At 62.2% G+C, this 26,031-nt stretch carries 25 protein-coding genes and 1 tRNA gene; 13 read left to right on the top strand and 13 right to left on the bottom strand.

Annotated elements, in window-relative coordinates:
• Positions 1–5 precede the first annotated feature (5 nt).
• The 5 genes from HB860_RS03895 (at position 6) to ruvX (ending at position 4,194) form a co-directional block, all read left to right on the top strand.
• Complete coding sequence (locus HB860_RS03895) at positions 6–698, top strand: endonuclease (protein ID WP_005330560.1); 693 nt, start codon at positions 6–8, stop codon at positions 696–698.
• Positions 699–767: 69 nt separating this feature from the next.
• Positions 768–1,499: a 16S rRNA (uracil(1498)-N(3))-methyltransferase gene (gene rsmE, locus HB860_RS03890; protein ID WP_247625789.1), complete on the top strand. Its 732-nt coding sequence runs from the start codon at positions 768–770 to the stop codon at positions 1,497–1,499.
• Between the two features lie 119 nt (positions 1,500–1,618).
• Positions 1,619–2,569 carry a glutathione synthase gene (gene gshB / locus HB860_RS03885; RefSeq protein WP_025326198.1) on the top strand — a complete coding sequence of 317 codons (951 nt, stop codon included), beginning with the start codon at positions 1,619–1,621 and terminating at the stop codon, positions 2,567–2,569.
• Between the two features lie 194 nt (positions 2,570–2,763).
• Positions 2,764–3,318 carry a YqgE/AlgH family protein gene (locus HB860_RS03880; RefSeq protein ID WP_139435608.1) on the top strand — a complete coding sequence of 185 codons (555 nt, stop codon included), beginning with the start codon at positions 2,764–2,766 and terminating at the stop codon, positions 3,316–3,318.
• 453 nt (positions 3,319–3,771) lie between these two features.
• Complete coding sequence (gene ruvX / locus HB860_RS03865; RefSeq protein ID WP_025326196.1) at positions 3,772–4,194, top strand: Holliday junction resolvase RuvX; 423 nt, start codon at positions 3,772–3,774, stop codon at positions 4,192–4,194.
• Between the two features lie 28 nt (positions 4,195–4,222).
• Here the strand turns inward: ruvX and yidZ are convergent, their stop codons facing one another.
• The 4 genes from yidZ to HB860_RS03845 form a co-directional block, all read right to left on the bottom strand.
• Positions 4,223–5,242 (bottom strand): HTH-type transcriptional regulator YidZ, encoded by a 1,020-nt coding sequence (gene yidZ / locus HB860_RS03860; RefSeq protein WP_247625788.1) that lies wholly within the window; start codon positions 5,240–5,242, stop codon positions 4,223–4,225.
• Between the two features lie 13 nt (positions 5,243–5,255).
• Positions 5,256–6,425, bottom strand: a complete 1,170-nt coding sequence (locus HB860_RS03855; RefSeq protein ID WP_247625787.1) for an MdtL family multidrug efflux MFS transporter — start codon at positions 6,423–6,425, stop codon at positions 5,256–5,258.
• Positions 6,426–6,687: 262 nt separating this feature from the next.
• The gene (gene ampC / locus HB860_RS03850) at positions 6,688–7,845 is read right to left on the bottom strand and encodes an FOX/MOX family class C beta-lactamase (RefSeq protein ID WP_247625786.1); all 1,158 of its coding nucleotides are present in this window, start codon (positions 7,843–7,845) and stop codon (positions 6,688–6,690) included.
• Between the two features lie 247 nt (positions 7,846–8,092).
• A complete protein-coding gene (locus HB860_RS03845) occupies positions 8,093–9,532 on the bottom strand; it encodes an alanine/glycine:cation symporter family protein (RefSeq protein ID WP_139435616.1) in 1,440 nt (479 codons plus the stop codon).
• 724 nt (positions 9,533–10,256) lie between these two features.
• On the opposite strand from HB860_RS03845, the gene tal reads away from it, so the two are divergent.
• Both tal and HB860_RS03835 read left to right on the top strand, forming a co-directional pair.
• Positions 10,257–11,207: a transaldolase gene (gene tal, locus HB860_RS03840; RefSeq protein ID WP_139435618.1), complete on the top strand. Its 951-nt coding sequence runs from the start codon at positions 10,257–10,259 to the stop codon at positions 11,205–11,207.
• Positions 11,208–11,400: 193 nt separating this feature from the next.
• Positions 11,401–11,580: a DUF3545 family protein gene (locus tag HB860_RS03835; RefSeq protein ID WP_025326190.1), complete on the top strand. Its 180-nt coding sequence runs from the start codon at positions 11,401–11,403 to the stop codon at positions 11,578–11,580.
• Between the two features lie 98 nt (positions 11,581–11,678).
• Here the strand turns inward: HB860_RS03835 and HB860_RS03830 are convergent, their stop codons facing one another.
• Positions 11,679–12,227 carry a hemerythrin domain-containing protein gene (locus HB860_RS03830; protein ID WP_202046443.1) on the bottom strand — a complete coding sequence of 183 codons (549 nt, stop codon included), beginning with the start codon at positions 12,225–12,227 and terminating at the stop codon, positions 11,679–11,681.
• 154 nt (positions 12,228–12,381) lie between these two features.
• On the bottom strand, positions 12,382–13,068 hold the full coding sequence (ung, locus tag HB860_RS03825; protein WP_202046444.1) for a uracil-DNA glycosylase: 687 nt from the start codon (positions 13,066–13,068) through the stop codon (positions 12,382–12,384).
• Between the two features lie 597 nt (positions 13,069–13,665).
• Between ung and grcA the strand changes: the two genes are divergently transcribed.
• On the top strand, positions 13,666–14,046 hold the full coding sequence (gene grcA, locus HB860_RS03820) for an autonomous glycyl radical cofactor GrcA (protein ID WP_025326187.1): 381 nt from the start codon (positions 13,666–13,668) through the stop codon (positions 14,044–14,046).
• A 107-nt stretch (positions 14,047–14,153) separates the two neighbouring features.
• Here grcA and HB860_RS03815 read toward each other — a convergent pair whose 3' ends face one another.
• The 7 genes from HB860_RS03815 to hemA form a co-directional block, all read right to left on the bottom strand.
• Positions 14,154–15,437, bottom strand: a complete 1,284-nt coding sequence (locus HB860_RS03815) for a dicarboxylate/amino acid:cation symporter (RefSeq protein WP_247625785.1) — start codon at positions 15,435–15,437, stop codon at positions 14,154–14,156.
• Between the two features lie 304 nt (positions 15,438–15,741).
• Positions 15,742–16,596, bottom strand: a complete 855-nt coding sequence (gene kdsA, locus HB860_RS03810; protein WP_139435627.1) for a 3-deoxy-8-phosphooctulonate synthase — start codon at positions 16,594–16,596, stop codon at positions 15,742–15,744.
• A gap of 38 nt (positions 16,597–16,634) precedes the next feature.
• On the bottom strand, positions 16,635–17,435 hold the full coding sequence (locus HB860_RS03805) for a SirB1 family protein (RefSeq protein ID WP_139435629.1): 801 nt from the start codon (positions 17,433–17,435) through the stop codon (positions 16,635–16,637).
• Positions 17,436–17,446: 11 nt separating this feature from the next.
• Entirely contained in the window at positions 17,447–17,830 is a 384-nt protein-coding gene (locus HB860_RS03800) for a SirB2 family protein (protein ID WP_139435631.1), read from the bottom strand.
• A 42-nt stretch (positions 17,831–17,872) separates the two neighbouring features.
• On the bottom strand, positions 17,873–18,706 hold the full coding sequence (gene prmC / locus HB860_RS03795) for a peptide chain release factor N(5)-glutamine methyltransferase (protein ID WP_247625839.1): 834 nt from the start codon (positions 18,704–18,706) through the stop codon (positions 17,873–17,875).
• Between the two features lie 5 nt (positions 18,707–18,711).
• On the bottom strand, positions 18,712–19,800 hold the full coding sequence (gene prfA / locus HB860_RS03790) for a peptide chain release factor 1 (protein ID WP_041205238.1): 1,089 nt from the start codon (positions 19,798–19,800) through the stop codon (positions 18,712–18,714).
• Positions 19,801–19,850: 50 nt separating this feature from the next.
• A complete protein-coding gene (gene hemA / locus HB860_RS03785) occupies positions 19,851–21,110 on the bottom strand; it encodes a glutamyl-tRNA reductase (RefSeq protein ID WP_139435633.1) in 1,260 nt (419 codons plus the stop codon).
• A 125-nt stretch (positions 21,111–21,235) separates the two neighbouring features.
• On the opposite strand from hemA, the gene lolB reads away from it, so the two are divergent.
• The 5 genes from lolB to HB860_RS03760 all read left to right on the top strand — a co-directional run bounded on the left by lolB (position 21,236) and on the right by HB860_RS03760 (position 26,005).
• Positions 21,236–21,814, top strand: coding sequence for a lipoprotein insertase outer membrane protein LolB (gene lolB / locus HB860_RS03780; protein ID WP_247625784.1), 579 nt, complete (start codon positions 21,236–21,238; stop codon positions 21,812–21,814).
• A complete protein-coding gene (gene ispE, locus HB860_RS03775; RefSeq protein WP_247625783.1) occupies positions 21,811–22,701 on the top strand; it encodes a 4-(cytidine 5'-diphospho)-2-C-methyl-D-erythritol kinase in 891 nt (296 codons plus the stop codon). The genes lolB and ispE overlap by 4 nt, the downstream gene beginning before the upstream one ends.
• Positions 22,681–22,755, top strand: a tRNA-Gln gene (locus HB860_RS03770). Before ispE ends, HB860_RS03770 begins: the two co-directional genes overlap by 21 nt.
• A gap of 172 nt (positions 22,756–22,927) precedes the next feature.
• The gene (locus tag HB860_RS03765) at positions 22,928–23,875 is read left to right on the top strand and encodes a ribose-phosphate pyrophosphokinase (protein WP_139435637.1); all 948 of its coding nucleotides are present in this window, start codon (positions 22,928–22,930) and stop codon (positions 23,873–23,875) included.
• 96 nt (positions 23,876–23,971) lie between these two features.
• A complete protein-coding gene (locus tag HB860_RS03760; protein WP_247625782.1) occupies positions 23,972–26,005 on the top strand; it encodes a bifunctional metallophosphatase/5'-nucleotidase in 2,034 nt (677 codons plus the stop codon).
• The last annotated feature ends 26 nt before the right edge of the window (positions 26,006–26,031 follow it).

Below are 26,031 nucleotides of genomic sequence, written 5' to 3'. Positions count from 1 at the left end.
TCTTCATGTTTCGCCCTCTGATTTCCCTCTGCCTGGCCTTGCTGGTCAGTGCCCCGGCCCATGCCCAGGCCCCCCAGACCTTTCGCGCCGCCAAGCAGGATCTGAACAAGCTCTACCAGAGCCACCCCACCACCTTCTATTGCGGCTGCAACATCAAGTTCAGCGGCAAGCAGATGGCCCCGGACTGGGAGAGCTGCGGCTACCTGCCGCGCAAGCAGGCCAATCGCGCCTCTCGCATCGAGTGGGAGCACGTGGTCCCCGCCTGGGAGTTCGGCCACCAGCTCCAGTGCTGGCAGGAGGGCGGGCGCAAGAACTGCGGCAAGAGCGACGAGTTCAACAAGATGGAGGGGGACATGCACAACCTCTTCCCCGCCATCGGCGAGGTGAACGGCGATCGGGCCAACTACCGATTCTCCGACTGGAACGGCAAGCCGAACCAGTACGGCAAGTGCCAGATGCTGGTGGACTTCAAGGATCGCCGGGTGCAACCGCCCAAGGGGCCGGTGCGCGGCCAGATAGCCCGTGCCTACCTCTACATGGGCCAGCAGTATGGGCTGCGCCTGGCCGCCCAACAGCGTAAACTGTTCGAGGCCTGGGACAGGCAGTACCCGGCCGACCGCTGGGAGTGCGAGCGCAACAGCCGCATCGGCAAACTGCAGGGCAATACCAACCCCTTCATTGAAAAGCAGTGCCAATAGCCCCATTTGACAGGGAAGGTCACCCCTCCCATCACCCAACGCGTTCAAGCCAAGAGATTGTGATCAGCCATGCGCATTCCACGTATCTATGAACCGGCCGCCCTGCAGGTGGGCCAGACTCTCGCCCTGTCGGAAGACGGTGCCAACCACATAGGCCGGGTGCTGCGCATGCAGCCGGGTCAGCAGCTCGAGCTGTTCAACGGCGACGGCAACCAATATGCCGCCACCATCACAGGCGTCGGCAAGAAGTCGGTGGAGGTGCGCATCGACAGCTGCGAGGCCCGCTCGGTGGAATCCCCCTTAGCCATCCATCTGGGCCAGGTGATCAGCCGTGGCGACAAGATGGACTTCACCATCCAGAAATCCGTGGAGCTCGGCGTCACCTGCATCACCCCGCTCTTCTCCGAGCGCTGCGGCGTCAAGCTGCCCGCCGATCGGCTGGAGAAAAAGCGCGAGCAGTGGCAGAAGGTGGTGATCAGCGCCTGCGAGCAGTGCGGTCGCAATGTGGTGCCACAAGTGCGCATGCCCATGGAGCTGGACGCCTGGCTGCGCGAAGAGACCCAGGAGCTCAAGCTCAACCTGCACCCGCGCGCCCCGTACAGCATCAACACCCTGCCGGTCCCCGAGCACGGGGTGCGGCTGCTGATCGGCCCGGAAGGGGGCTTGTCCAGCGACGAGATCGCCCGTACCGTGCAAGAGGATTTCAAGGAGATGCTGCTGGGGCCGCGGGTGCTGCGCACCGAAACCGCCGCCCTGACCGCCATCACTGCGCTGCAGTGCCGCTTCGGCGATCTCGCTTAATACCAGAGGGCAGCGTCGACAAGCCGCGTGGCGGCATCGAATGATTGCAGCCTCAAACGGCCGATTAGGCTTCGCCAATCGCCCCTACCACCCAATCGAGCCACCAGAAGGAATCTCGGATGACCATCAAACTCGGCATAGTGATGGACCCCATCTCGGCCATCAACATCAAGAAGGACTCCAGCTTCGCCATGCTCGAAGAGGCGCAAAAGCGCGGCTACGAGCTCTTCTATCTGGAGATGAAGGATCTTTACATGCAGGCCGGACGGGCGTTTGGCACCATGCGCCCGCTCACCGTCAAGCATGACTACGCCCACTGGTTCAGCCTGGGGGAGGTGGTGGATCAGCCGCTCTCCAGCCTGGACGTGATCCTGATGCGCAAGGATCCCCCCTTCGACACCGAGTTCATCTACGCCACCTACATGCTGGAGCGGGCCGAGGACGAGGGTTGCCTCATCGTCAACAAGCCCCAGAGCCTGCGCGACGCCAACGAGAAGCTCTACACCGCCTGGTTTGCCGAGCACACCCCGACCACCCTGGTCACTCGCCGCGCCGACAAGCTGCGCGCCTTCCACGCCGAGCACAAGGACGTGATCCTGAAGCCCCTGGACGGCATGGGCGGCGCCTCCATCTTCCGCATGAAGGAAGATGACGCCAACGTGGGGGTCATCATCGAGACCCTCACCGCCCACGGCAGCCAGTACTGCATGGCCCAGACCTTCCTGCCCGCCATCAAGGACGGCGACAAGCGGGTGCTGGTGGTGGACGGCGAGCCCGTGCCCTACTGCCTGGCCCGCATTCCGGCCCAGGGAGAGACCCGTGGCAACCTGGCGGCCGGCGGCCGTGGCGAGGCACGCCCCCTGAGCGAGGCGGACTGGGCCATCGCCCGTGCGGTGGGCCCCACCCTGAAAGAGAAGGGGCTCATCTTCGTCGGGCTCGACATCATAGGCGACCGCCTGACCGAGATTAACGTCACCAGCCCGACCTGCATCCGCGAAATCGAGGCGGCCTTCCCGGTGCATATCACCGGCATGCTGATGGATGCCATCGAGCGCCGACTGGGAAAATAACCCAGGGTGACGCCCCTTGAGGCCGTCAACCAGACAGTGACACCACAGGGGCCGACGCGGCCCCTGCTCTTTTCTGTTGCGTGACGATGTGAGCCAGCCCCCGGACTTCCGGGTTTTCTGCGCGAAAAAGCGGTTTTGCCCGCCGCCGTCAACTGCCATAATCACCCCAAATACCTTTGCACTCTTTGATATCTATGCAAACACTGCAAAACCATTTTCTGCTCGCCATGCCGAGCCTCACGGACGCCTACTTCGAACGCTCCCTGGTCTATCTGTGCGAGCACAGCAGCGAGGGGGCCATGGGGCTGGTAGTCAACATCCCGGTGGACATGTCCCTGGATGCCATGCTGACCAAGCTCAAGCTGAGCCCGCCCGCCACTGCCGAGATGAAACAGCCGGTGCTGCAGGGGGGGCCGGTCCATGCCGATCGCGGCTTCGTGCTGCACAGTTTCAGGCCCGGCTTCAACTCCACCCTGCAGGTGAGCGACGAGATGATGGTCACCACCTCCAAGGACATCCTCGAGACCCTGGGCACGGACGAGGCCCCTGACCACTGGCTGGTGGCGCTGGGTTACGCCGGCTGGAGCGCCGGGCAGCTCGAGCAGGAGCTGGTGGATGGCGCCTGGCTGGTGATCCCCCCCAACCCCAGGCTGGTGTTCGACACCCCCATTCACCAGCGCTGGCAGCAGGCCGCCGCCAGCATAGGCGTCAACCCTCTGCATCTCTCCAGCCAGGTGGGGCACAGCTGATGATGTTCGACACACAGATTCACCAGCGCTGGCGGCAGGCCATGGTCGTCATCAGCATAGGCGTCAACCCTCTGCATCTATCCAGCCAGATGGGGCATAGCTGATGATGTTTGACACACAGATTCACCAGCGCTGGCAGCAGGCCATTGTCGTCATCAGCATAGGCGTCAACCCTCTGCATCTCTCCAGCCAGGTGGGACACAGTTAGATCCCTTGCCACGTTCTTTAGTTGATGCAGTTCCCATTTAGTGCCCCTCATCCCCAGCCCTTCTCCCGCGAGGGGAGAAGGGGGTAAATCGGCACGTTTCGGATATATCTACGGCAACCTGTCAGCTAAAACGGAGTTAGCCAGATTCGAGCGAGCATAACCTCGATCGGTTCCCTCTCCCTTCGGGAGAGGGCTAGGGTGAGGGGATACGACATCTTTTTATTCATCTTTTTTCGAGGACATCCATGTCATCACGCAGCATCATGGGCTTTGACTACGGCACCAAGAGCATTGGCGTCGCCATCGGCCAGGAGCTCACGGGCACGGCCCAACCCCTTCGTTCCCTCAAGGCCAACGACGGCATTCCCAACTGGGACGAGATTGAAAAGTTGCTCAAGGAGTGGCAGCCGGATCTGCTCATCGTCGGCCTGCCGCTGAACATGGATGGCACGGATCAGGAGATCACGGTGCGGGCCCGCAAGTTCGGCAACCGCCTCCATGGCCGCTTCGGCAAGCCGGTGGAGTTCAAGGACGAGCGGCTCACCACCACGGATGCCCGTGCCCGCCTGTTCGAACGCGGCGGCTACAAGGCGCTGGACAAGGGCAGCGTGGACGGGGTCTCCGCCCAGCTAATCGTCGAAGCCTGGATGGAAGAGCAATACGGTTGAACCCGGGGGGCCGGCCAGGCTCCCCGCATCAGGCATCTCCCGCCGGTGCCAGCGCCGCCCCTTCCCCGCCCCACGGGAACAGGGCCAGTCCCTGCGCCGCCTGGCCATAGAGCCGCTTCGTCTCATTGCGCAGCCACATCACCTTGGCATCCTGGTTATGGCGTTTGTGCCACAGCAGGATGAAGGCTATCTCCAGTTGTACATAGAGTGCCTCGGGGAGCGGCAGGGGCATGGCGATCAGGTTGCCGTGGTGACTGGCGGCATAGCCAGCGCAATAGGAGGGCGCCACGGCGATCAGTTCGTGACTCGACTGGGAGGCGATGTGCAGGGCCTGCTCGAAGCTCTCGACCATGATGGGCACCTCCCGCCTCTGCCCCTCATCCTCCAGCAGATCGTCCAGCGCCCAGCTGTCGCTGGCCTCCCACACCACGCTTATCTGGGGACAGGCCAGAAAGTTTTCCAGCGACCACGTCCGCCCGAGCAGGGTGTGATCCTTGCGCAGGAACACCACGGGGCGATCGGTGAACAGCACCTCGTGATCGATGTAGTAGGGCAGCCGGTTGACCCTGGCCTGGGAGCGACCATGGGTCTCCCGGGCGCAGAAGCCGAGATCCGCATCCCCGTTTACTATGTCGTTGAGGGAGTGGTGATCCCACCCCAGCATCCTGACCACAGAGTGGGGGTACTTCTGGTAGATGGTCATGGGCAGCTCGCTCAGGAAGCTGATGCCAAAGGGGGACTCCATCACCAGACTGAAGCGGGCCCCCTCGGGGATCGCCTCGCTGTTGAGAGCAGTGATGCTGCCTGTCAGCAGGAACCAGGCCTTGAGCTCCTCCTCCAGGGTCAGGGAGAGCTGGGTCGGCTGCAGCCCCTGCCGCACCCGCACCAGAAGGGGATCGTCAAACCAGTCCCGCAGCTTGGCGAGCGCCTTGCTCACCGTCGAGGGGGTGACGCAGAGCTTCTTGGCCGCCCCTGACACGCTGCGCTCCTGCATCAGGTGCTTGAAGACCACCAGCAGGTTCAAATCCAGTTCACCCAGGTTGCGCATCTTTCCTCTCCCCTTATCCCCGCGACCGCGCTTCGCGCAGCGCGAGCCATGGTAACAGCCCTTTGACGGCCAGGTAACTGAGCAGGGTCAACAGCAGGGCAGAGATCAGCATCCCGGATGGGGTAACGCCAAGCTGGCCCAGCAGCCAGATATAGAGGCCGGAGAGGCTGATCTGCATGATGCAGAGCAGGGCGCTGGCAAATGCCGCCTGGTGCCGACACTCCCCCAGCGCCTCCCCCATCGCCACCCCGAAGCCGCAGGAGAAACCGATGCAGACCAGGGCAAAGCCCGGCAGCAGCAAGCGGACGTCATCCCCCAGCTGCCAGTGGCCGAGCAGGAGGCAGGCCGCCAGCAGGTAGGCCAGATGGGAGAGCGCCAGCACCCTCTGCTTGCCCTGCCAGCGCAGCAGCAACGGTGTCAGGAAAGAGGCGGACATGCTCACCCCGGCCATCACCATCATCACCAGGGCGTACTGCTCGGTGGTGAAGCCAAGCCCCTGCATCAGGATCAGCGGCGAGACGCTCACATAGACCAGGATGGCGGTGACGCTGGCACTGGTCAGCAGCGAGTGCAGCATGAAGTGCGGGGAGCCCAGCAGGGCAAAGGGCCGGGTCGCGCCACTCTGCTGGCGGGCCGGACGGGTCTCCCTGAGCAACAGCAGGTTGACCAGGCCGCTGACGGCGGCCACCAGCGCCATCGCCACGAAGATCCCGCGCCAATCAAAATGCGACAGGATGAGATAACCGAGCACCGGCGCCAGCACCGGGATGACGCAGATCACCCCGTTGATCATGGAGAGCGCCATCGCCAGCCGCCCCTGACTCAGCACATCCCGCAGCACGGTAAAGGTCATGATGTAGAGGGCCCCCGCCCCGGCCCCCTGCCAGAAACGGCCCAGATAGAACTGACTGATCCCCGTCGCATTGGCCGCCACCAGGGAGGCGATGACAAAGATGAGGGCGCCCCCCAGCACTACCCAGCGCCGGCCATGGCGATCCGCAATGATCCCCCCCAGCAGCACTGTGGCCGCCATGCCGAACAGGTAGATGGAGAAGGCGGTGTGGATCTGCGCCTCACTTGCCTGCAGGATATCGGCAATCCGGGGCACGGCCACCAGATAGAGATCGATCCCGAGCGGGTAGAGGATGATCATCAGGAAAGTGCACAGCAGGAAAATGCCCATGGATGCTCCATTGCGAAGGGCCCGCCCACTCAGACCGTCGATGGCATGAGCATGGGGGACAGGATGTATATGGGCAGCACTATAGGAGGGGGCCCCGCTCGCATCGAGTGAAGAGATGGCGAACGGTAGATTCCAGTTTGGAAATCCAGTGGCGAGAGGCAGGCCATTGGAGCCATTCGCCTAGGCGTGACAGTGCCGGGCAGCACCAAAAAGTACGCCGGGCTGTCCCGGCGCACTCACCTCAATCAACGGGGCCGAACCCTCACTCCGTCAGCTTGCTCAGGATGGCGTGGGCCGCCTTGACTCGGGCCTCGTTCGGATAGTTGCGATTGGCCAGCATGACGATGCCGACGCCCTTCGCGGGCACGAAGGCCACGTAGGCACCGAAGCCGTTGGTCGCGCCTGTCTTGTTGTAGAGCCGCGCCTCCCCCGTCTTCCGGGACCCGGCAACGGGGCTGACCTGATTGGCCTTGAAGCTCACCGCCGGGGAGTTGCCCGCCAGCAGCGCCGCTTCGCTGACAGGATAGGGATAGCTCTCCCAGCCGAGCCCCTGGGTCATGGCGCCCACCGAGTAAAGCCCCTTGTGGGTCATGGCAATCGCCTGCTGCATCGCCTCGTCGCCACCGCCTGTGATGTTGGCGCCGACAAAGGCCAGCAGATCCGCCGAGCTGGTCTTGATGCCATAGGCCTCGTCCGCCAGGACGCCCGGGTTGACCCGGATGGGCTTGTCCTCTTTCGAGTAGCCATAGGCGTAGTGCCCCATGGCCGCGGCGGGCACCTTGAGATAGGTGTGGGCCAGACCAAGCCTGGGCAGCAGGGTCTGGCTCATCAGCTGCTCAAAGGGTTGCTCCAGGCTCTGGGCCGCGAGATGGCCGAACAGACCGATGCTGGGGTTGGAGTACTGGCGATGGGTGCCCGCCGGGTAGGCTGGCGTCCACTGGCGATAGTAGGCGCGCATCTTGTCGGTGGAATCCACCTCGTCGGGGAATTGCAGCGGCAGGCCCCCGGCGCTGTAGGTGGCGAGCTCGGCCATGGTGATGCCGTCGAAGGCGGAACCTTTGAGCCAGGGGGCGTGCTGGCTCACCCTGTCATCGAGCTGGAAGCCGCCCTTGACCACGGCGTAGGCCCCAAGCGTTGCCGTAAAGGTCTTGCTGACCGAGCCTATCTCGAACAGGGTCTGCTCGCTGACACGGGCCCCGCTCTCCCGGTTCGCCACCCCGTAGTTGAAGTAGTGGGCCTTGCCATCCTTCAGCACGGCCACCGCCATGCCCGGGATCCTGTGCTCCTTGAGCACGGGCCGGATGCTGGCATCCACCAGGGGGCGCAGGGGATCGCCCTGGGGGGCCGCCGTGGCCTGCGCCAGACCGGTCCAGAGCAGCGTGCCCGCCGTCAGCAATGTCATCCGCACCTGTTGTTGCATGGTTATTTCATCCTCTCGGTTGTTTGGGATCGCCGCACCAGCGACGAGCTGTGGGGCCAGCATAACGGGCCAAGGTGTGCTGGATGTGAAGTGGCGTGAAGTCTCGTCGCTGATGCCAAGGAGGCTCCCAGCCAACCCCCCTTTGAGTCCATCACCCTATGCACCGCCTCGGGCAGGCACAAGTCCATATAGAAGAGGGGAGCCCATGGCTCCCCTCTTTCATTATCCAACCGGATCAACGCAGGGCTCAGGCCTGCTTGCTCTTGGGCGGGTTGTCCCAGATCCCCTCTTCCAGCTGACTGCGCAGCTCGGGGTACTTGTTGGCATCGAAGGTGGGAACGCGACCCACCTTGAGCTGGTCGTTGTAGTCCTTGGCCAGCTTGATGGCAACCCCGGAGAGCAGCAGTATGGCGATCAGGTTGACGATGGCCATCAGCCCCATGGAGACATCCGCCAGGGCCCACACGGTCGGCAGCTCGCCCACGGAGCCGAACATCACCATGCCCAGCACGAACATCCGGAACAGCATCAGGCCGCCCTTGTGGTTGTGCTCCAGGAACACCAGGTTGGTCTCGGCGTAGGAGTAGTTCGCCACTATGGAGGTGAAGGCGAAGAAGAAGATGGCCGCCGCGATGAAGATGTTGCCACCGCCACCGACCTGGGAGGAGAGCGCACGCTGGGTCAGCTCGACCCCGGTCACGCCGGAGCCCGGCTCGAACTGGCCTGACATCAGTATGATGGCGGCAGTACAGGTACAGATGACGATGGTGTCGAGGAAGACCCCCAGCATCTGCACATAGCCCTGGGACGCCGGGTGCGGCGGATAGGGGGTCGCGGTCGCGGCGGCGTTGGGGGCTGAGCCCATGCCGGCTTCGTTGGAGAAGAGACCGCGCTTGATGCCGTTGATCATCGCCTGGGAGATGGCGTAACCCATGGCGCCGGACCCCGCCTGCTCGATGCCGAAGGCAGACTTGATGATGAGGACAAAGACCCCGGGCAGCTCGCTGATGTTCATGGCCACCACGAACAGCGCCATCAATATGTAGGCCAGCGCCATGAAGGGCACCACCAGTTCGGCGAAGCGGGCGATGCCACGGATGCCGCCGAAGATGATGAGACCGGACAGCACCACCAGGGCCAGGCCGCTGACCCAGTCAGGGATGCCGAAGGCGACGTTCATGGCCAGGCTGATGGAGTTGGCCTGCACCGCATTGAACACCAGACCGAAGGCCAGCAGCAGACAGAGGGAGAAGACCACCCCCATCCAGCGCATGCCGAGGCCGCGTTCCATGTAGTAGGCGGGGCCGCCACGGTAGTTGCCGTCTTCGTCCTTGACCTTGTAGAGCTGGGCCAGGGTACTTTCCACAAACGCGGTGGCCATGCCGATAAAGGCGATCAGCCACATCCAGAAGATGGCGCCCGGGCCACCCAGATAGATGGCGACGGCCACGCCGGCCAGGTTGCCGGTGCCCACACGGGCGGCCAGGCTGGTACACAGGGCCTGGAAGGAGGAGATGCCGGCACTGTCGGATTTGCGGCTATTGCGCAGTACCGAGAACATGTGGCCGAAGTGGCGGATCTGGATAAACCCCAGGCGGAAAGTAAAGAAGAGTCCGACCCCGATCAGCAGGTAAATGAGCACGGCTCCCCACATCAGGTCGTTAATCATTGCAATCAAGGTGTCCATAATTCTCTCGTTGTTATCACATCCATGGTCAGTCTGCGCTGACCGCTCTCTGTCAATTTCCGAATTAGCATTGCGCCGAAGGGGCGGAATCTAGCATAGGGAGGGGATTCAGAATAGTGATTAGGTTCACTGGAAAGACAAAAAACGAGCGATTTGATGCAAAAAAGCTTCATTTAGCACGCAAATAATCAACAAAACTTGATGTGCGCTGCTACAGTCGACAAATAAGACCCGAAAGGGGCTCACCTGTCGATATACCCATGGCGGCAAAAACAGATGCCTTGACGGGCCGCGGGAAGACAAGCGTTTGCCTTTGATGCCGCCCAGCCAGGGGCTGGTCGCGCCAAACGTTTTACACGTAATTAAATTTCAAGTAGCTGACAAGAGTATTTGTGTGACATACTGCACAAATTGAAGAATCAACTAAAAAAGTTGCTTTTGTGCCGGCCGGCGGACGCTGCCAAAAGATAAGTAAAAGTCGTTTTTTATCAGACACTTTCCTCCTATCACTCCCCCCCTTCCCGCCACCTGGATGATTCACGTACAAGGCTCCCTATTGCAGGAAGCGCCACATCCGTATTAATTAGGCAGGCAGTGGCGATGGGCCACCCCCATCGTGCTTTTCTGAGCCTGAGTCGCCGGGATTTTGTAATTTTATTTCAGAACGGCCGTCTCACGCCCGCAACCCCTGGGATTGCTCCCTCATATAGAGATGATATTTGCTATGGCCGATAAATTAACCCAGCTGAAAGCCCTGACCACGGTAGTTGCCGACACCGGCGACATCGAAGCCATCAAGCGCTACCAGCCCATCGATGCCACCACCAACCCCTCCCTGGTGTTGAAGGCATCCGAGATCCCCGAGTACGCGGCTCTGATCGAAGACGCCATCAACTGGGCCAAGTCCCAGAGCCAGGACAAGGCACAGCAAATCATCGACGCGGGCGACAAGCTGGCGGTCAACATAGGTCTGGAAATCCTGAAAATCGTCCCGGGCCGCATCTCCACCGAGGTGGATGCCCGTCTCTCCTTCGACACCGACGCCAGCATCGCCAAGGCACGCAAGCTGATCCGCCTCTACAACGAAGCCGGCATCAGCAACGATCGCATCCTGATCAAGCTGGCCTCCACCTGGGAAGGGATCCGTGCCGCCGAAGTGCTGGAGAAAGAGGGCATCCAGTGCAACCTGACCCTGCTGTTCTCCTTCGCCCAGGCCCGTGCCTGTGCCGAAGCCGGTGCCTTCCTGATCTCCCCGTTCGTGGGCCGCATCCTCGACTGGTACAAGGCCAAGCACAACCGTGACTACACCGCCAGCGAAGATCCGGGCGTGGTCTCCGTCACCGCCATCTACAACTACTACAAGCAGCACGACTACCCGACCGTGGTGATGGGTGCGAGCTTCCGCAACACCGGCGAGATCCTGGAGCTGGCTGGCTGTGACCGCCTGACCATAGGTCCTGCCCTGCTGGAAGAGCTGAGCAAGACCGAAGGCGCCGTGGTTCGCAAACTGGACTACACCGGCGAGCGCAAGGCCAAACCGACCCCGATGACCGAAGCGCAGTTCCGCTGGGAGCTGAACCAGGACGCCATGGCTCACGAGAAGCTGGGCGAAGGCATCCGCATGTTCGCCATCGATCAGGGCAAGCTGGAAACCATGCTGGCCAGCCGCCTGTAAAAAGACGGCCTAAGCCATCTCGGCCAGCCCCTCCACAAGGGGGGGTTGCGCCGATAAAACCGGGCTCCCGACAGGGCAGCCCGGTTTTTTTTATCCACCCTCCCGATTGTCACAACCTGGTCATAAAAACGTTTTATTTTCAAATGCGTCGTGTTATACGAATGGTGAAAACCATAAAACCAAGGAGGGAGCCATGGACATGTTCAACTTCGATTTTGACGAGGTCGTTGAGCTGGGTTCACGTAGCCGCGGGACAACGGGAAAGAAACGCAAATGGCGTGAGATAGAGGCGCTTAAAGACAAGCACCGCCTGCAGAAGGAGCTGCAAGCCATCGACATCGCCTATGAAGGTTCGGAAGAACTGGAGCTGTAGCGCTGCCGGCGTTACCGATGACGGCACAGACCCGCCGACACAGTAAAACAAGACGCCCCGGCCAAGCCGGGGCGTCGTTTTTTGGTCCGCCTGCCATTTCAGGATGAGGGGGGCAGCGAGAGCTGCTTGGCCAGCGCCTGGAAGTGCTGGCTCACCTCGGCCCCGAACAGGGGATCATTGATGGCCCTGTTCTGCCAGAGCTGCTCCAGGTGGCGCCAGTCATCCTCGGTCAGGGAGTCACGCAGATGGGGGAAGATCACCCCCTCCTCGTAGTTCATGTGGGCCTCCTGCTGCTCGATGAACTGCTCCAGCTTGGCGGTGAACTGCTCAAGCGGAATGACGGCGTCCATCAGTATCATCTCCACCATCTCCTTGAGCTCGGTGCCAGCCACCAGCAGGCGGGCGTGCTCCTCATGCAGCCGGTTGGCGACCTCCCCCTCCACCACCCTGTACTTCAGGTAGTAGTCATAGATCATGTCTTCCTTGGGGTGATGGAACTTGTCGGAGACCTCCCGCAAGTAGTCCACCACGTCCCGGAGCAGGAAATAGCTCACCGGCTGCTCATTGCGGATGGCTGCCAGCTTGTGCTTGAGCAGCGTCAGCAACCTGGCGATGTTGAGGTGGTCCTTATGGAGACTGGATAACATGAGCACTCCTTGCGCTGAATTGAAAAAGAGACTGTCTCGAGTATACGGTCATTTATTACCCGAACTTTGCACTCAATCAAATCAGTTGCAGACAATCCCCGCCCCGGCGGCGCAGACCAGCAGGTAGGCCTGCATGCCCTGGGCAGGAAGACGGTCAGGCCGGCACGGGCTGGTCATGGCAGACCGAGAGCCAGTCGATGGGGCTCATCCCCTGCTGCACCAGCAGGCGGTTTGCCTCGGAGAAGTGGCCGCAGCCGATGAAGCCGCGGTGAGCGGACAATGGGCTGGGATGGGGAGCCGTCAGCACATGGTGACGCTGCCTGTCGATGAAGCGCCCCTTCTTCTGGGCATGGGCTCCCCACAGCAGGAAGACTACCCCCTGGCAGTGGGAGTTGATCCGCTCTATGACCCTGTCGGTAAAGGTCTCCCAGCCCAGGTGGGCATGGGAGTGGGCCATGCCCGCCTGCACCGTCAGCACCGTATTGAGCAGCAGCACCCCCTGGGTGGCCCAGGACTCCAGATAACCGTGACCGGGTGTGACAAAACCCGGCAGATCCCGCTGCATCTCCTTGTAGATGTTGACCAGGGAGGGGGGCGTGCGCACCCCGGGCAGCACGGAGAAGCAGAGGCCGTGCGCCTGGCTCGGTCCGTGATAGGGGTCTTGCCCCAGGATCACCACCTTGACACTGTCCAGCTCGGTCAGCTTGAAGGCATTGAACACCTCGGTGGCCGGGGGGTAGATCACCTTGCCCGCTTCCCGCTCCTCCCTGACGGTCGCCAGGGTTGCCTTGAAATAGTCCTGCTCTTTCTCAGAACCGATCACGTCCTTCCAGGTCAGCACGCCAGTCTCCTCTCTCTGTGAATCCACTGCCTCTGGCACCCCGATATCCTCGATGAATGCCGCAAGGGGCTCAGGATAGGGGGCCGGGCAGCAAGACGCAACCGCGACTCGGCTCAGGGAGATGGCCGCACCTGCATCCCGGTGCCCTCTTTCCCCTGGCACCCTGGCTATCGAGATGACGGTCGATGGCCTCAGCCATCGGCGCCCTGGCGGCCGCTCCCCCGGCCATCCAGCGGCGCCCTCCCCCTGACCTGATAAGACGCCCCGCCCTGACCTTATAAAGAGAATAACGGCTAAAGGTGTAGTTAAATTACTAGATATACCCAATAAAAAATGCATAATTTATATATCTTACGGAATCATAAAAATGATCTCTTTTTGATTAATCTCAATGAATTAATCCCTTTTCTCGCGCGCAAATCGCGCATTTATTGATTTGGATCAATTTTCGTATTATTACCATCGTGATATATATGACCCCAACGAAGTAAAGGTGTAAGGCAAGGCCCCGTTAAATCATCCCGTCACCAAGGTGGTTTAAAAACATCAGGGTAATGTGCTTACCGTTGAATCCGCTTTCCTATGAGGAGTCATACCATGATCAAGGGCATCCAAATCACCCAGTCCGCCAACGCCGCACTGCTGAACTCTTTCTGGCTGCTGGATGAAGAGAAGCAGCAGGCTCGCTGCATCTGCGCCAAGGGCGACAGCTTCGTCGCCGATCAGGAAGTCGCACTGTCCGATCTGGGCCAGTTCGAATACCGTGAACTGCCGGTCCAGACCGAACCCGTGGTCGAAGGTGGTCAACACCTGAACGTCAACGTGCTGCGCCGCGAGACCCTGGAAGACGCCATCGCCAATCCGGAGAAATACCCGCAGCTCACCATCCGCGTGTCCGGCTACGCAGTGCGTTTCAACGCCCTGACCCCGGAACAGCAGCGTGATGTGGTCACCCGCACCTTCACCCAGAGCCTGTAAGTCGCTCTGCGGTCATCTGCACCATGAAAAACGGCCCACTCGGGCCGTTTTTTTATGGGCAAGCCACAGTGCCTGCCCATCCTCGCCTCGCAGGCCACGCCCGCCGGCTATCCGTGCTGGTCGACCTTCAGCCCCTTGACCGGGTTGGCGAGCACCTCGTTCATCTTCTGCTCGTCGAGCTGATCGCAGTAGCGCGCCACCACCAGGGTCGCCACACCGTTGCCGATGAGGTTGGTCAGGGCCCGCGCCTCGGACATGAAGCGATCTATCCCCAGGATCAGCGCCAGTCCGGCGAGCGGCAGGTGCCCCACCGCCGAGATGGTGGCAGCCAGCACGATGAAGCCACTGCCGGTGACCCCGGCCGCCCCCTTGGAGGAGATGAGCAGCACCACCAGCAGGGTGAGCTGCTGGAACAGATCCAGCGGCGTATTGGTCGCCTGGGCGATGAAGACGGCCGCCATGGTCAGGTAGATGGAGGTGCCATCCAGATTGAAGGAGTAACCGGTCGGGATCACCAGGCCCACCACCGACTTCTTGCAGCCGAGCGACTCCATCTTCACCAGCATGCGCGGCAATACGGATTCGGAAGAGGAAGTACCCAGCACGATCAGCAGCTCTTCCCGGATGTAGGAAATAAAGCGCACTATGCTGAAACCATTTGCCCTGGCAATGCTGCCCAGCACCATGAAGATGAAAAGCAGACAGGTCACATAGAAGCAGGCAATTAACTGACCGAGCTGAACCAGCGAGCCGATACCATATTTTCCTATGGTAAACGCCATGGCACCAAAGGCGCCAACCGGTGCCAATTTCATGATCATGTTGATGATGCCGAAAATAACCTGGGAGAAGCTGTCGATCATATTGAAGACCAGTTTCCCCTTCTCGCCGATATGATGCAGGGAGAAGCCAAACAGCACCGCAAACAGCAACACCTGAAGAATGTTGCCGCTGGCAAAGGCGCCGATCACGCTGCCCGGGATCACGTCAAGCAGGAAGGCGATGATGCCCTGGGACTTGGCTTGCTCGGCATAGGCCGAGATGGTGCTGGCATCCAGCGTGGCGGGATCCACGTTCATGCCAACCCCGGGTTGCAGCAGGTTGACCACGCACAGCCCGATGACCAGGGCTATGGTACTCACCACTTCAAAGTAGAGCAGCGCGATGGCACCGGTTTTCCCCACCGCCTTCATGCTCTCCATGCCGGCGATGCCGGTCACTACGGTGCAGAAAATAACGGGGGCAATGATCATCTTGATTAATTTCACGAAGCCATCACCCAGCGGCTTCATATCAGCCCCGAGATCGGGATAGACATGTCCCAGAAATACCCCCAGGGTGATCGCAAGCAACACCTGGAAATAAAGGCTGCTGAATACTTTCTTGTGCATGATTAACGTCCTGTTAATTAATTGACAGCTCATATGGCAGAAATAGGCATGCAGGGAGCCGTCACGAGAAAATATCCTTCTCTCGCCGGCGTCATGCTATTTCGTCATCGCAACGGCGCCACTTTCACACGTTATAAGAAGCAATTAAGAGACATTAATCACACAACATATTTAACATCATTAACACCACGGCAACCATGATATGTTTGGTCGGTGATGTATTTGGGCTCCCAATGAAAACATGCTGGATAAAAAAATGCCCCGCATGGCGGGGCATTTGGCATCACTCAACCGGCGTGCTGGATCAGACGGAGGTATCCAGGGGCTCGAAGCCCTTGATGAGATCGTCGATGGCCTTCATCTGCTTGAGGAAGCCTTCCAGCTTCTCCAGCGGCAGGGCGCTCGGGCCGTCGCAGCGGGCGATCTTGGGATCCGGGTGGGATTCGATAAAGAGACCCGCCAGACCGACTGCCATGCCGGCACGGGCCAGCTCGGTCACCTGCTCGCGGCGACCACCGGAGGCCGCCCCCAGCGGGTCGCGGCACTGCAGGGAGTGGGTCACGTCGAAGATGACGGGGTAGCCGCCGGTGCTCTTCTTCATTACGCCAAGGCCCAGCATGTCCACCACCAGGTTGTCGTAGCCGAAGCTGGCACCGCGCTCGCACAGGATCAGGCGATCGTTGCCGCACTCCTCGAACTTGTCGGTGATGTTCTTCATCTGGCTCGGGCTCAGGAACTGCGGCTTCTTGATGTTGATGACGTTGCCGGTGCGGGCCATGGCCTCCACCAGATCGGTCTGGCGCGCCAGGAAGGCGGGCAGCTGGATGACATCCACCACTTCCGCCACCGGCTTGGCCTGATGGGGCTCGTGCAGATCGGAGATGACCGGCATGCCGAAGGTCGCCTTGAGCTCCTGGAAGATCTTCATCCCCTCTTCCAGACCCGGGCCGCGGTAGGAGTGGATGGAGGAGCGGTTCGCCTTGTCCCAGCTCGCCTTGAACACGAATGGTATGCCCAGCTTGCTGGTCACTTCCACGTACTTCTCGCACACCGCCATCGCCATGTCGCGGGATTCCAGCACGTTCATGCCACCGAACAGCACGAAGGGCTTGTCGTTGGCGACGTCGATCGCGTTGATCTTGATATTCTTCTGTTCCATCTCAGCATCCTTAAGTGAAAGGGCTTCCCCAGAGGCCCTCAATGGAGGGGCTTGGGGCTAAGATCCAGGCTGGCCAGCTGGGTTTTCAGCACGTCGGCCACAGGATCGTCCGGGCATTGTTCAATAAAGTATTCAAAATCGTCGGCGGCGAAACGGGGGCAGTCGAGCTGCTCGTAGATGAAGCCCCTATCCCGCGTCTCCAGCGGATCACCGGGCTTCATGCGCAGCAGCAGCTCGCTGGTGCGCAACGCCTCGGCCATGCGCTCCTCCCGCAGCAGGGCCCCCTTGCTGACGTTGAGCAGGCGTTCGATGATCTCCCACTGCCCCGCAGGCTGCAAATGGTCATCGCTCAGGGTCGCCAGGTTGCCGAGGGCCCCGCGCAGCAGCAGCTCGATGCGGTGCAGGCTCAGCTCGTCCCCGTTGAAGGGGTCCACATAGACCTCCCCCTCCAGGCCGGCGAAGCTCACCAGGAAATGGCCCGGGAAGCAGATCCCCTCCACATCCAGGCCAATCTTGCGACCCAGCTGGATGATGAGGATGCCAAGGCTCACCGGTATGCCCTTGCGCTGCACCAGCACCTGGTTCAGGTCGCAGTTGGCGGCAGAGAAGTAATCCTGCCAGTCGCCCCGAAACCCCAGGGTCTGGTAGAAGCCCTGCAACAGCTGACGGCGCACCTCGTCACAGTCACCTTCGACTATGGCCTCGTCCAGCCAGCTATCGAGGCGGGCCAGCTCGGCCTCTCCCGCGCCGCCATGGCCCAGGATCTCGTCGCTCACCGACAGCGCCAGTTCGGCCAGGTCGTGGGCCTCGAAGTCGGTCCACTCATCCACACGTATCATCGTCGTCATCCCTAACCGAACAGGTTGGCCTGCTTTTGCACCGCCAGCTTGGCGATAAAGAAGATCCACCCCAGGGCGCCCAGGAAGGCAAACCAGCGGATGCTGTTGCTGCGCGCCAGGCGCAGCGCCATCATGCCGAGGAAGGCCACCGCCAGCACGGCGCTCAGCTTCTCGCTGAGCCAGGGGATCCCGTTGTTGAGGGGATTGAGATCCAGCACCATGCACAGCAGCACGCCGGAGAGCACCACCAGGCCATTGAGCCAGCCGCTGGCCTGCAGCACCCGACCGTTACGGGCATGAATGGAGCCGGTTTGGGCCCAGTAAAAGCGCAGCATGAACATCAGCACGGCCCCGACAATCAGGGTGAGGTGCAGATGTTTGAGAGCAACATACATATGATTTCCTTGCACAGGGGCGGACAGTTCCGCCCGTCATCATCACGGCGCCAGACGACCCAGGGTCACCCGCTCGTTATCCCCATAATCCCGCACGGTTTCCACCTGGCAGTAGCCCTGTTGCAGCAGAAGCTGACGCACCGCGGCTCCCTGCTCCCAGCCGTGCTCCAGCAGGAGCCAGCCCCCCGGGCACAGATGGGCGGGGGCACCGGCGATTATCAGGCGAATGTCCGCCAGCCCCTGCTCGTCCGCCACCAGGGCGGAGCGCGGCTCGAAGCGCACGTCCCCCTCGTCGAGATGAGGATCCGCCCCGTCGATATAGGGCGGATTGGAGACGATCATCGCAAAACGCGGTGCATCCGCCAGGGGCGCAAACCAGCTGCCGTCCCGCACTTCGATGGGCAACCCCAGGGCGGCGCTGTTGGCGCGGGCCAGGGCGGCGGCGTCCGGCATCCGATCCACCGCCCATACATCGGCATCGGGCCGCTCTGACTTGAGCGCCAGCGCGATGGCGCCGGTGCCGGTGCCCAGATCCAGCAGGGCACAGGGGCCGGCCGGCAAGCGCGCCAGCGCCTGCTCCACCAGCACCTCGGTGTCGGGGCGCGGGATCAGGGTGGCCGGGCTCACCTTCAGCGGCAGGGACCAGAACTCCCGCTCGCCGATGAGGTGGGCTATGGGTTCACCGGCCAGCCGACGGTCAAGCCACCCTTGCAGGGTGGCCTGCTGGTCGGCATCGAGCTCGCGCTCCGGCCAGGTCATCAGGTAGCTGCGCCGGCACCCCAGCAGATGGCAGAGCAGCGCATCGGCGTCGGCACGGGGGGATTCCCCAGAGGCCAGGGTCGCCATGATGTGGGCACGAGCCTGCTGGATCTGCATGGGCATTAGTTGCTCTCGGCCAGGGAGGCGAGCTGATCCGCCTGGTATTCCTGCACCAGGGGGGTGATGACGCAATCCAGATCCCCTTCGAGGATCTCCCCCAGCCGATAGAGGGTGAGGTTGATGCGGTGCTCGGAGAGGCGACCCTGGGGGTAGTTGTAGGTGCGGATGCGCTCGGAGCGATCGCCGGAGCCCACCAGGTTGCGGCGGGTGCTCTGCTCGGCGGCACGGTGACGCTCGTCCTCGGCCGCCTGCAGGCGGGCGGAGAGCACCGACATCGCCTTGGCGCGGTTCTTGTGCTGGGAGCGCTCATCCTGGCACTCCACCACCAGCCCGGTGGGCAGGTGGGTGATGCGGATGGCGGAGTCGGTCTTGTTGACGTGCTGGCCACCGGCCCCAGAGGCGCGGAAGGTGTCGATCTTCAGCTCTGAGGGGTTGATCTCGATCTGTTCGGCTTCCGGCACTTCCGGCAGCACGGCCACGGTACAGGCGGAGGTGTGCACCCGGCCCTGGGATTCGGTCTCGGGTACCCGCTGCACCCGGTGACCGCCGGACTCGAACTTGAGGCGGCCGTAGACGTGCTCGCCATCCACCTTGGCGATCACCTCCTTGTAGCCACCGTGCTCGCCGTCGTTGCAGCTGACGATGGAGACGCGCCAGCCCTGGCGTTCGGCGTAACGGGAGTACATGCGGAACAGATCCCCCGCGAAGATGGCCGCCTCGTCGCCACCGGCGCCGGCACGGATCTCGAGATAGCAGTTGTTGTCATCCTTGGGGTCGCGCGGCAGCAGCATCACCTGCAGCGCCTGCTCCTGCTCCTCGAAGGTCGCCTTGGCGAGCGGCAGCTCCTCCTGCGCCATTTCGCGCAGGTCGGCGTCGTCCTCTTCCAGCATCATCTTGGTGGTCTCGAGGTTCTCCTCGGCCTGACGGAAGCGCTGGAAGGCGTGCACTATGTCTTCGAGCTGGGCATATTCCCGGGTCAGGGCACGGTATCTGTCCTGATCCGAGGCGACCCCGGGCTCCCCGAGCAGGGCCTGTACTTCTTCGTGGCGCTCGATGAGGCCTTCCAGCTTTCTGATCAATGACGGGTTCATAAATCTTGTGTTCTCGATGGAGGAGGGGCAGCCGGCTGGCCACCCCCAAACTATGACTCTTGTGACAACCCCAGCACCTGGCGCAGCTGGGACAGCTTGTGGCTGTCCCCCTGGGCGGCGGCCTGGCGCAGGGCCTGGGTCGGTGCGTGGATCAACTTGTTGGTGAGGCGGTGGGCCAGGGCCTTGAGCGCCTGCTCGGCATTCTCGCCCTGTTGCAGGGCCAGCAGGGCACGCTGCAACTCTTCATCCGCCACCTGCTGGGCTTGGTGGCGGTAGTCGCGAATGAGATCCACCGAGTGCTGGCTGCGATACCAGCCCATGAAGTCGTCGCGCTCTTCCTGCACGATGAGCTCGGCCTCGGCGGCCGCCCGCTTGCGGGTCTCGAGGTTCTGCTCGATGATGCCCTGCAGATCGTCCACCGTGTAGAGATAGGCGTCGGAGAGCTCGTCCACCTCGGCTTCGATGTCGCGGGGCACGGCGATGTCCACCAGGAACATGGGTCTGAAGCGGCGGGCCTTGAGGGCGCGCTCCACCATGCCCTTGCCGATGATGGGCAGGGGGCTGGCGGTGGAGCTGATGACGATGTCCGCCTCGTGCAGGTAGTCCGGGATCTCTTCGAGGGTCATCACTTGGGCGCCGAACTCCTCGGCCAGCAGCTGGGCCCGCTGCAGGGTGCGGTTCGCCACCATCATCTGGGTGACGCTCTGCTCGCGCAGATGCCGAGCGACGAGCTCTATGGTCTCGCCCGCCCCCACCAGCAGCACCTTGGTCTGGGAGAGATCGGAGAAGATGCGGCGGGCCAGGCTCACGGCGGCGAAGGCCACCGAGACCGCACTGGCGCCGATCTCGGTGTCGGTACGCACCCGTTTCGCCACCGAGAAGGATTTCTGGAACAGGCGCTCGAGGGAACCCTTCACCGCTTCCGCCTGCTGGGCGTGGGCGTAGGACTGCTTGATCTGCCCCAGGATCTGCGGCTCTCCCAGCACCAGGGAGTCGAGCCCGCAGGCGACCCGCATCAGGTGGCGCACCGCCTCCTCGTCCTGGTGGCGGTAGATGGCGGAGAGCACCTCGCTCGCCTCCAGCGCGTGGAACCGCTGCAGCCAGCTCAGCACCTGCTCCCCCTGCCCTTGCTCCAGGCTGCAGTACAGCTCGGTGCGATTGCAGGTGGAGACGATCACCGCCTCGCTGACGCCGGGCTGCTCCACCAGCTCACGCAAGGCGCGATCGATGCAGTCCGGGCCAAATGCGACCCGTTCCCGCAAGGCGACACTGGCGGTGTTGTGGTTGATTCCGAGGGCAAGCAGACTCATGGGTGGGTGATGATCGTTTCGTGCACAGGGTATGAAGGCCGACAATTGTACGAGAAAGGGTAAGTCTTTAAAAGCAATACGGCCGCCCCTTATACTGTGGCAAATCTCTTATCCGGAGCACGACCTTGTTGTTGCGTATCTTCTCCCTCGCCTGCCTGCTGGTACTGGCCGGCTGTACCACCACTCAACCCCAGCGGGATCAGGTCAACTGGCAGCAGGAACGGGCCCGTCTCGAGCAGCTGACCCACTGGGAGCTGTCGGGCAAGATGGCCATCATCACGGCGCGCCAGAAGGGCAGCGCCCGCCTCAACTGGCAGCAGAACGGCGATGACTATCGCCTCAACCTCACCAGCCTCATCGGCACCCATATCCTGGAACTCTCCCGCAGCAAGGGGGAGATCACCCTGACCGACAACGAGGGCAAGGTGCATCAGAGCCAGGATGCCGAGGCCCTCGTCTATCAGCTCACCGGCTGGAATATTCCGGTCGCCGGGTTGCCGGAGTGGATCAAGGGACTGCCGGGTGAGGCCGAATTCGAGCTCAACCCCGACGCCAGCCTGGCCTCGGTGCGCGACGGCCAGTGGCAGATCGTCTATGGGGACTACCGGGATCAGGACAGCTACCGGCTGCCGCACCTGCTGACCATGACGGGCCAGGGCAGCCGCCTCAAGTTGCAGATCAACCAATGGACCCTGGCGCCATGATGCAGGATACCATCCGGCAGGCGCCGATCCGCTGGCCGGCACCGGCCAAGCTCAACCTCTTCCTGCACGTCAACGGCCGCCGTCCCGACGGCTACCACGAGCTGCAGACCCTGTTCATCTTCCTCAATCACGGCGACTGGCTGGAATTCGAGCCGCTCGCCGATACCGACCTGCTCACCCTGAGCCCGGCCATCCCCGGGGTGCCGGATGAACAGAACCTCATCATCCGGGCCGCCCGCCTGTTGCAGGCCAGGCTGCCAAGCCCGATGGGGGCCCATATCCGGCTGGAGAAGGTGTTGCCCATGGGGGGCGGCATCGGCGGCGGCTCGTCTGACGCCGCCACCACGCTGGTGGCGCTGAATCATCTCTGGCAGGCGGGGCTCGACGAAGAGGAGCTGGCACAGCTCGGCGTGCAGCTGGGGGCCGACGTGCCTGTGTTCGTGCGCGGCCGGGCCGCGTTTGCAGAAGGGGTCGGCGAGAAGCTGCAACCGGTGGAGCTGCCGAGCGCCTGGTATCTGGTACTCAAGCCCGATTGTCATGTGGCAACGGCGGCAGTGTTTCAGGATCCCGAGCTGCCCCGCGACACCCCCAGGATGACATTGCACAACCTGCTGGAAGGGGTGTGGAAAAACGATTGCGAATTGCTGGTGAAAAAGCGCCACCCCGAGGTTGCCAATGCGCTCGGCTGGTTGCTAGAATACGCGCCGTCAAGAATGACGGGCACTGGCGCCTGCGTCTTTGCTCAATTTGAAGACGAAGTGGCTGCTCGGAAGGTGTTGGCAAGGGTGCCGGAAGGCTGGGATGGGTTTGTCGCCAAGGGCGAGAACATATCACCACTCTTCGTCACTTTGCAACAAGTCAGTGATTGGGGTATCGCCAAGCGGTAAGGCAGCGGGTTTTGATCTCGCCATTCCTAGGTTCGAATCCTAGTACCCCAGCCAATCTGACATAATGGCGCCTGAGGTGGTGGCTCTGCCGTCCACCCGGGTAATCCGGCGCCACCATGAACTTCCAGAGACCTTGTCCGTTATCTTGATAAATCGTTTGCCCCCAAACGATACGGGTCTGAATCAGACTCCCCACATACTGGATGCAACCCCGAGGTTTCAAACCGTGCCTGACATGAAGCTGTTTGCTGGTAACGCAACGCCGGAACTAGCCCAGAAGATCGCAGATCGCCTGTTTATCAAACTCGGCAATGCTGCCGTAGGTCGCTTTAGCGACGGCGAGATCAGCGTACAGATCAATGAGAATGTACGCGGTGGCGATATCTTCATCATTCAATCCACCTGTGCCCCGACCAACGACAATTTGATGGAATTGATCGTCATGGTGGATGCACTGCGTCGTGCTTCAGCTGGCCGTATCACTGCCGTTATTCCCTACTTTGGTTATGCCCGTCAGGACCGCCGCGTCCGCTCCGCCCGTGTGCCCATCACCGCCAAGGTCGTCGCCGACTTCCTCTCCAGCGTGGGTGTGGATCGCGTGCTGACCGTTGACCTGCATGCCGAGCAAATCCAGGGCTTCTTCGATGTCCCCGTAGACAACGTGTTCGGCAGCCCTGTGCTGCTGGAAGACATGAAGTCCAAGAACCTCGAATCCCCCGTGGTCGTGTCGCCGGACATCGGCGGCGTGGTCCGTGCCCGTGCCATCGCCAAGCTGCTGGACGACACCGACATCGCCATCATCGACAAGCGTCGTCCCCGTCCGAACGTCTCCCAGGTCATGCACCTGATCGGTGATGTGGCTGGCCGTGACTGCGTCATCGTCGACGACATGATCGACACCGGCGGCACCCTGTGCAAGGCCGCAGAAGCGCTGAAAGAGCGCGGTGCCAAGCGCGTGTTCGCCTATGCGACCCACCCGGTCTTCTCCGGCACCGCAGTGGAGAACATCAAGAACTCGGTCATCGACGAGCTGATCATCACCGACTCCATCCCGCTCACCGCGGAGATGAAAGCCGTCGGCAAGGTCAAGCAGCTGACCCTCTCCTCCGTGCTGGCCGAGGCCATCCGTCGTATCAGCAACGAAGAGTCCATCTCTGCCATGTTTGAGCATTGATAGACCCCGTTGTGACAAAAACCGCCAACTGGCGGTTTTTGTTTTTTCAAGCCTGGTCAATGTAATGCCCTGCCCCCGCAGGTTAAGGATGTCCCCATGAAGTGCTTGCGTCTCCTCACTCTCCTCCCGCTGTGCGCCCTGCTCTCTGCCTGCCTGACCGGCCAGCAGGATCCGCCCTTCACCCTGACCCTGGCACACATGAACGACACCCACTCCCAGTTCGACTCGGTCAATGCCGAGCTGAAGGGGCCCCTCTTCGGCAAACAGGGGGAAACCGACACCCTCTACACCCGCCTCGGCGGTTATCCGCGCCTGCTCACCATGACGAAAGCCTTCCAGGCCGAGGCGCTCGCCAAGAACCAGCCGATACTGCTGCTGCACGGCGGCGATGCCTGGCAGGGCAGCGGCTACTTCAAGCTCAACGAGGGGATGGCCAATGCCGAGCTGCTGAGCCAGTTCGGCCTGGATGCCATGGCCCTTGGCAACCACGAGTTCGATCTCGACAACCAGAAGCTGGCCCGCTTCATCCAGGGGGTGAACTTCCCGGTGCTGGCCGCCAATCTGGACAGCCGCGACGATCCGGATCTGAGCCAGGCCAGCAACCTCAAGCCCTTCGTGGTCTATGCCTTCGATGGCAACCAGAAGAGCCCAGTCACCGATCTCGACCATCTGCCCGCAGACAAGCAGCTGGTCGCCGTCATCGGGCTGGTGCTGGAAGACATGGCCAACATCTCCCCCAACGTCGGCAAGCTGCGCTTTGCCAAGGAGGTGACCTCGGCCCAGGCCACGGTCGACCTGCTGCAGGCCAGAGGGATCAACCGGATCGTCGCCCTCACCCACATCGGCAACGCCCGGGATCTGGCGCTGGCGGCCAGGGTGAATGGTCTCGATGCCATCGTCGGCGGCCACTCCCACAGCCTGCTCGGCGATTTTCACAACATCGGCTGGGGCAAGACGGGGGAATACGCGGCGCTGGTCACCAATCCGGACGGCGTCGGCCTGACCTGCGTGGTGCAGGCGGGATCCTACGCCCAGGCCATCGGTCTTGCCCGGGTCAGCTTCGACGCCCAGGGCCGGGTCATCGCCTGCAAGGGTCAGAACCAGCTGCTGGCCAGCCGCGACTTCTTCGCCGATCCGGCCCGCCAACAGACGCTGGACAAGACCCGCAGCCAGCAGGCCGGCAAGTTCATCGACGCCCAGCCCAACCTGGTGACGGTGGATGAGGATCCGCGCCTGCGCGGCATCATCGACAGCCACTACAAACCGGCGCTGGAGCAGGCCTACGGCCCCGTCATCGGCACCCTTCCCGCACCGTTGCAAAATGCCCGCCGCCCCGGTGACAACGGCAGCGACCACCACGGCTCCGACGTCGCGCCCCTGGTGGCGGAAGGCCAATATTTTTGGGCCAACACCGCGCAGGTGCAGGCCCTGACCGGCGGCCCGGTCGACTTCGCCCTGCTGGCTGTGGGGGGCGTGCGCGCCGACTTGCCCGCCGGTGAACTGCGTGAAGGGGAGGCGGCCCTCAGCCTGCTGCCGTTCAAGAACCCGCTCACCGTGCTGACCCTCACCGGCGCCGAGGTGCGGGCCCTGCTGACCGAGACCATCACCGCCACCCTGCCCGCCAGCGCCCATGCGGGCAAGTTCCCCTATGGCGGCCACCTGCGTTACAGCTTCCAGGAGACCGACGCAGGCAAGGCGGGCCAGCTGACCCGCCTGCAGTGGAAAACGGCCGGGGGTCAGTGGCAGGATCTGGTGGATACAAAGCGCTACCGGGTGGTGACCAACGCCTACAGCGCCAACGGCAACGACGGCTGGCAGGCCCTGGCACGGGCCCAGCGCCACAGTCCAGAGAACCAGGGTCCAGAGAGCCAGAGTGCCGAGCGGGTGGATCTCGCCTGGGTCGCGGGCCAGCTGACCGCCTTCCCGGTGCTGGCAGTGGCACAGCGCGGCGAGCAGCTCAGCGCCGTCTATGGGCCGGGCAAGGCCCTCGACTGCAAGGCGGCCAAGGTGGATTGCGGCACAGACGCAGCCTCGTTCGTGGACTATGTGCGTCATGCCCGCCCCCTGGTGACCGCCCTGGATGAAGAGACGGTGACCCTGCTGCGTGCCGGTCAAGCCGACGCCCCTTGAGTCGCTGGGTCAGAAACGGGCCTGAC

The organism is Aeromonas genomosp. paramedia (assembly GCF_023093515.1).
Taxonomy (GTDB): Bacteria; Pseudomonadota; Gammaproteobacteria; order Enterobacterales; family Aeromonadaceae; genus Aeromonas.
The sequence above is the reverse complement of the archived record's forward strand: the minus strand, read 5'-3'. Positions and strand labels throughout refer to the sequence as shown.

Excerpts from the sequence above, each read along its gene's own strand:
- kdsA (WP_139435627.1), bottom strand. The coding sequence starts at position 16,596 with ATGGAACAGAAGAATATCAAGATCAACGCGATCGACGTCGCCAACGAC.
- hemA (WP_139435633.1), bottom strand. The coding sequence starts at position 21,110 with ATGAGTCTGCTTGCCCTCGGAATCAACCACAACACCGCCAGTGTCGCC.
- HB860_RS03880 (WP_139435608.1), top strand. The coding sequence starts at position 2,764 with ATGCAAACACTGCAAAACCATTTTCTGCTCGCCATGCCGAGCCTCACG.
- prmC (WP_247625839.1), bottom strand. The coding sequence starts at position 18,706 with ATGCAGATCCAGCAGGCTCGTGCCCACATCATGGCGACCCTGGCCTCT.
- HB860_RS03815 (WP_247625785.1), bottom strand. The coding sequence starts at position 15,437 with ATGCACAAGAAAGTATTCAGCAGCCTTTATTTCCAGGTGTTGCTTGCG.
- ispE (WP_247625783.1), top strand. The coding sequence starts at position 21,811 with ATGATGCAGGATACCATCCGGCAGGCGCCGATCCGCTGGCCGGCACCG.
- HB860_RS03855 (WP_247625787.1), bottom strand. The coding sequence starts at position 6,425 with ATGGGCATTTTCCTGCTGTGCACTTTCCTGATGATCATCCTCTACCCG.
- HB860_RS03845 (WP_139435616.1), bottom strand. The coding sequence starts at position 9,532 with ATGGACACCTTGATTGCAATGATTAACGACCTGATGTGGGGAGCCGTG.
- HB860_RS03830 (WP_202046443.1), bottom strand. The coding sequence starts at position 12,227 with ATGTTATCCAGTCTCCATAAGGACCACCTCAACATCGCCAGGTTGCTG.
- HB860_RS03835 (WP_025326190.1), top strand. The coding sequence starts at position 11,401 with ATGGACATGTTCAACTTCGATTTTGACGAGGTCGTTGAGCTGGGTTCA.
- gshB (WP_025326198.1), top strand. The coding sequence starts at position 1,619 with ATGACCATCAAACTCGGCATAGTGATGGACCCCATCTCGGCCATCAAC.
- prfA (WP_041205238.1), bottom strand. The coding sequence starts at position 19,800 with ATGAACCCGTCATTGATCAGAAAGCTGGAAGGCCTCATCGAGCGCCAC.
- yidZ (WP_247625788.1), bottom strand. The coding sequence starts at position 5,242 with ATGCGCAACCTGGGTGAACTGGATTTGAACCTGCTGGTGGTCTTCAAG.
- tal (WP_139435618.1), top strand. The coding sequence starts at position 10,257 with ATGGCCGATAAATTAACCCAGCTGAAAGCCCTGACCACGGTAGTTGCC.
- HB860_RS03895 (WP_005330560.1), top strand. The coding sequence starts at position 6 with ATGTTTCGCCCTCTGATTTCCCTCTGCCTGGCCTTGCTGGTCAGTGCC.
- HB860_RS03800 (WP_139435631.1), bottom strand. The coding sequence starts at position 17,830 with ATGTATGTTGCTCTCAAACATCTGCACCTCACCCTGATTGTCGGGGCC.
- rsmE (WP_247625789.1), top strand. The coding sequence starts at position 768 with ATGCGCATTCCACGTATCTATGAACCGGCCGCCCTGCAGGTGGGCCAG.
- ruvX (WP_025326196.1), top strand. The coding sequence starts at position 3,772 with ATGTCATCACGCAGCATCATGGGCTTTGACTACGGCACCAAGAGCATT.
- HB860_RS03760 (WP_247625782.1), top strand. The coding sequence starts at position 23,972 with ATGAAGTGCTTGCGTCTCCTCACTCTCCTCCCGCTGTGCGCCCTGCTC.
- grcA (WP_025326187.1), top strand. The coding sequence starts at position 13,666 with ATGATCAAGGGCATCCAAATCACCCAGTCCGCCAACGCCGCACTGCTG.
- ampC (WP_247625786.1), bottom strand. The coding sequence starts at position 7,845 with ATGCAACAACAGGTGCGGATGACATTGCTGACGGCGGGCACGCTGCTC.
- HB860_RS03805 (WP_139435629.1), bottom strand. The coding sequence starts at position 17,435 with ATGATACGTGTGGATGAGTGGACCGACTTCGAGGCCCACGACCTGGCC.